This is a genomic window from Aquimarina sp. AD10 (genome assembly GCF_003443715.1).
Taxonomy (GTDB): Bacteria; Bacteroidota; Bacteroidia; order Flavobacteriales; family Flavobacteriaceae; genus Aquimarina; species Aquimarina aggregata.
On sequence record NZ_CP031965.1, the window covers coordinates 232,325 to 237,163 of the forward strand.

5 protein-coding genes are annotated in these 4,839 nt (G+C 29.2%); all 5 read left to right on the top strand.

The genetic code is table 11. The features are described from left to right. The first annotated feature begins 309 nt into the window (after positions 1 to 309). The 5 genes from D1816_RS00885 (at position 310) to D1816_RS00900 (ending at position 4,753) form a co-directional block, all read left to right on the top strand. Positions 310 to 549, top strand: coding sequence for a hypothetical protein (locus tag D1816_RS00885; RefSeq protein ID WP_066314725.1), 240 nt, complete (start codon positions 310 to 312; stop codon positions 547 to 549). Positions 550 to 993: 444 nt separating this feature from the next. Further along, on the top strand, positions 994 to 1,155 hold the full coding sequence (locus D1816_RS25495) for a hypothetical protein (RefSeq protein WP_158597739.1): 162 nt from the start codon (positions 994 to 996) through the stop codon (positions 1,153 to 1,155). A 129-nt stretch (positions 1,156 to 1,284) separates the two neighbouring features. Further along, a complete protein-coding gene (locus D1816_RS00890) occupies positions 1,285 to 3,240 on the top strand; it encodes a tetratricopeptide repeat-containing sensor histidine kinase (protein ID WP_118500834.1) in 1,956 nt (651 codons plus the stop codon). Positions 3,241 to 3,252: 12 nt separating this feature from the next. Next, entirely contained in the window at positions 3,253 to 3,921 is a 669-nt protein-coding gene (locus D1816_RS00895; protein ID WP_066314735.1) for a response regulator, read from the top strand. Between the two features lie 244 nt (positions 3,922 to 4,165). Continuing rightward, on the top strand, positions 4,166 to 4,753 hold the full coding sequence (locus D1816_RS00900) for an RNA polymerase sigma factor (RefSeq protein WP_118500835.1): 588 nt from the start codon (positions 4,166 to 4,168) through the stop codon (positions 4,751 to 4,753). Positions 4,754 to 4,839: the final 86 nt, after the last annotated feature.

A 4,839-nucleotide genomic window follows, 5' to 3' on the forward strand; every position in this document is an offset into this window, starting at 1 on the left:
AGTGAATACATAAAAAGTAGTATAATTTTTGGGGAGTAAATATCTGAGACATAAATGATTACAAAGTGTCCAGAATTCGTGAAAAAACGAACAGGAATTCTTTTGCTTTATTTGTTTTTAACTACTTGATTTTCAGTAAAATAAATTCAAAATCATTTGTTAATTTCAAGAAAAATATTCATCTTTATATCATAATAACAAAACAATTTATCATCTCTTTTTTTCAACTACGTAAAAAGAATGCGTAGTACCCTAAGAGATTTGTATAACATTTAATTAATAAGTAACAAACAACTAACAAAATTAACAATGAAGTATCATCAATTTTATAACAAGGATCAGGAAGCTAAAAAGCACCTGTTGGCCGATGCATTCGGAAGCATCCTTGGAGTTGGGTTGCATACTTCGGTTGTTAACCCTCTTCCAAAAATGATATCCATAATACATGGTGTCAAAAAAAAGAAAAGAGCACTTTTATCCCTGTGTGAATACTCTCATGAAACTATACGTAAAAGTTATAGTACTTGTAATAAAGCTTTTATTTCATAAGCCTTTATTAAAGAGAATTACATAAAAGTTTAAGTACTCTAACAAAGATGGCCCTTTTTGAGTCATCGTAGTTATCAACTAACCAATATTTTCAACATTGATTTGCCTTTATAGGTTACTTTCATGATTTAAGAGCCCATTCTCTTGAAAAATGATACAGCTATAAATGCGTATAGTCCTCAAACATTTATTCTAGATGAATGCTTGAGTATAGACTAGAGTTCCAATAGAAAATATTAAAAGCTGATCCACCAAAAAAATCCAATAACAGCGCGCTATTATCCGAAAAGGGGAAAGTAGGGTAGGGCGACTGTATAGGATTTACTTTCCCAAAACGATCAATTATTTCCCATAGGAGTAGGATGTGTATTGCATATCTAACTGGGGTTTAATCCTATGGGCGTACCCCAAATTTAGGAAAACAAAAAAAACAAACAATCAATTATGAAAACTCTAAAATATGTATTACTAGCCGTTCTATTAGGAATCAACCTTATCTCTTGTGAAGCTCCTCCTCTAAATGAAGAGGTTGGTATCGAAAAAGTTGAAGTAGAGGCTTTTTTGACAGAAGATGAAGGAAATGAAGATATCCCTCCACTGGGTTAGGGCTATTGGAATATTTAACAAATAAAGGACAGTATTTTACTGTCCTTTCTATTTTAAAAAAAATAACTTTAGATTTTAGATATATATGTTGTTCTCCTTAAATTAGTAATTTTTATCCCTAATTAGTAAATGACTTATCAATTTTTTATAAAATTATTTTTTTTTGCTCTCGTATTTTCTATGGTGTCATGTAATAAAACTATAGAAAATAATAAACGCAGTAGCGAACAAAAAGAGGCGATTGATATATATATTAAGAAAGCTAAGAATAAACCAAAATCTCATAGATTAGTTGATATTAATACAGCTATGAAACTTTCAAAAAAACTAAAAAATGAGGAAGAAACAAAAGAGGTTTTGTCGGTTATAAGTTTGGAATATTATTATATGAAAGAATATGACCTGTTTAAAGATGCTAGTTTAGACATGTTACAACTATCCGTAAAGTCAAGAGATTCTATTAGGTTAGCGAAAGCTTACAGTAATCTTGGTTCATATTATAATAGAAAGAATACTCCAGATAGTGCATATTATAATTTTAACAAAGCAATTACTATATATAAAATGCTTGATAAAAAATATGAACTAGATTTAAATTCGACTAAATTTTTTGGAGCTGCATTATTTAATAGAGCCTTGATCAAACATCAATTTAAGGACTTTAATGGAGGAGAAGCTGGTTTAGTTCAGGCAATTGAACAATTTGAAAAAATCAAGGCTAATCTTTATTTATTTTTTTGTTATAATAATTTAGGGATAATATCAAAAGATTTGGGTAAAAGTAATGAAGCACTTGAAAATTATCAAAAAGCTTTAGGTTATGCTAAAAAAATAAATAATAATAAATATAGTGAGATACAAACTTTAAATAATATTGGGGTAGTTTATAAAAATCAGAAAAGATATAAGTTAGCTATTAAAACTTTTGAAGAAGCTTTAAATCATAAAATTATATTAAAAGAGAAACCACATACCGAGGCAACTTTAATAGACAATATGGCGTATGCCAAATTTCTATCAGGAGAGAGAAAGGATATTTTGAAAAGCTTTTTGAAAGCCTTAAAAATACGAGATAGTGTAAATGAAAAGTCAGATTTGATAACAAACAATATTCATATTGCAGAATACTACAAGTCAATTAATCAGGATAGTACAGCTATAAAATATGCCAAGGAGGCAAAAAGAATTGCAGAACTAACAGGGTCTATCAAAGAATTGCTAAAATCATTATTATTCTTAAAAGATTTTGAAGGGAATAAAGAAAGTTTAGATTTTGCAAATACTTATATCAAATTAAATGATAGTCTGCAAAATGAAGAAAGAATAAGTAAAGACAAATTTGCTAGAATACGTTTCGAAACCGATCAAAAAGAACAACAAATTATAGAGGTTCAAAATCAAAACACAATCTATCTTTTAGGGATGTTGCTTTTATTATCTGGGATAGGCTTTGCTATTTACTTTTTTAGACAGCGTACACAACATTTGGCACAACAAAATAAAATGGTGCAGTTTCAGGCCAGTTATGAGACAGAAACACGCATTTCTAAACGCTTACATGACGAACTAGGAAATGATATTTTTCAAGTAATGCTGCAATACCAAAATGATCCTCACGATCCCCAAATTAAAGAAAAACTGAATACCTCATATCTTAAAGCAAGAGACATCTCTAGAGAAAACAATGAGTTTGAAACAGATGAGACATTCTCTGAAGAATTAAACAATATGCTTCATAATTATACTCAAAATGGGATACAATTAATGGCAAGAGGTTTGGATAGAATAGATTGGGATCACATAAGTAAACCCATCAAAATAACAGTGTATAGAGTACTTCAAGAATTGATGACCAATATGCAAAAACACAGTAAAGCCAAGTTGGTGGTTTTAATTTTTTCTAATATCGATAACATATTACGTATCAAGTATTCTGATAATGGAGTGGGAGTTACCAAAGAACATCTTCAATCTAAAAATGGACTCCGAAATACAGAAAAGCGTATTCAAGCTATACAAGGAACACTTATCTTTGAATCCGAAAAAGATAAAGGTTTCAAAGCTGAAATTAAAATCCCTAATTAAAACGCTAGAAAAATGTTTACTAAAGTATTGGTTGCAGAAGACTATGAAATTGCCAATCAAGGAATTATAAGGATACTAAACGATCAAATTGGAATTCATAATATTCAAGAAGCCAAGTATTGTGATGATGCCTACCTTAAATTTCGAAAAGCTTATAATGATAACGATGCTTTCGAATTGTTAATTACAGATCTTTCCTTTAAACAAGACCATAAAGTACAAACAAGAACTTCGGGTATTGAACTTATACAAGATATTAGGAGTATACAACCTGATATTAAAGTGATTGTTTATTCTCAAGAAAACCGACCTGATAAAATTAATATGCTCTTCGAAAAATATCATATTAATGGGTATGTCTGCAAAGGTCAAAATGCTATTAAAGAGCTAATATCCTGTGTTAATGGCGTATATCAAAATCAAAAAATAGTACCGCCAGAGTTGAGTAATAATCCAGATTCTGGTAGTATGATTCATCTTGACGATTTGGATATGTTACTTTTAGAAGAATTGTCTTATGGATATACCAAAAAAGAAATTAGGTTAAAATTAATAGAACAAAACATTACACCTAACGGAGAAAGCTCAATAGATAAAAGAGTAAGTAGACTTTTTGACAATTTTAAAGCTAAAAACACTACACATTTAGTTGCAATTGTAAAGGATCTAGGGCTGTTATAGCATTTTAATACACGTATTTATACCGTACACCTTATAAAAATGTATTTGGATAAAGCATATCTGAAAGATTGTTGTATTGGGTTTTTTTTAAGAAAAAATTTAGTTTTTCTTAAAAAAGAATCCAAAATACAGAAATCTGTAAGGACATTTATGCTAGTCGATTTATGTTTGTACCGCGATAGAAAATGAGTGTTAGGAGACGATAAATTTATTCTTAATCAGGAAGAGATACAAACCAACTATAATGAAGCATAGTGATCAAATTATCCTAACTGGAATCATTGATGGAAATGAAAAGATATTAACTCGTTTTTATAAGGAAAATATACGATATGTTCAAGGGTATATCTTGCGCAATTATGGGAATACAGAAGATGTAGAAGATGTTTTTCAAGATGCTTTAGTGGTACTATTTCAAAAAATGAAATCAGGTTTATTAGAAATTCATGTACCACTAAAAACCTATTTTTACGGAATTTGTAAAAACCTATGGAGAAACCGGCTAAGGAAAAAGAAAAGGTTGATTATGGAAAATAATGAAATACTTTATGAAAATCAAAGACATTTAGAAGAAGGAGATAACGATACTATAGTAGCTGATATAGAAAATAATGATAGAGAACATCTATATAGAAAACATTTTCAGAAATTAAGTAATGATAATAGAAAGTTACTACATCTTTTTTTTGAGGGCAAATCAATGAAAGAAATATCAGTACTTACTGGATATACAGAAGCTTATACCAGAAAGAAAAAGTTTTTAGTTAAAAAACAGCTACTAGAAATGATTGAAGAAGATCCAATGTATGAAGAGTTAAGAGCTATCTGTTGATTGAACATTGATAAAAATTATTAATCATCTAGTATCGGAAACTTATTAAAAGAACTTTATCGAGTAACTCTGATTTAATAAACATT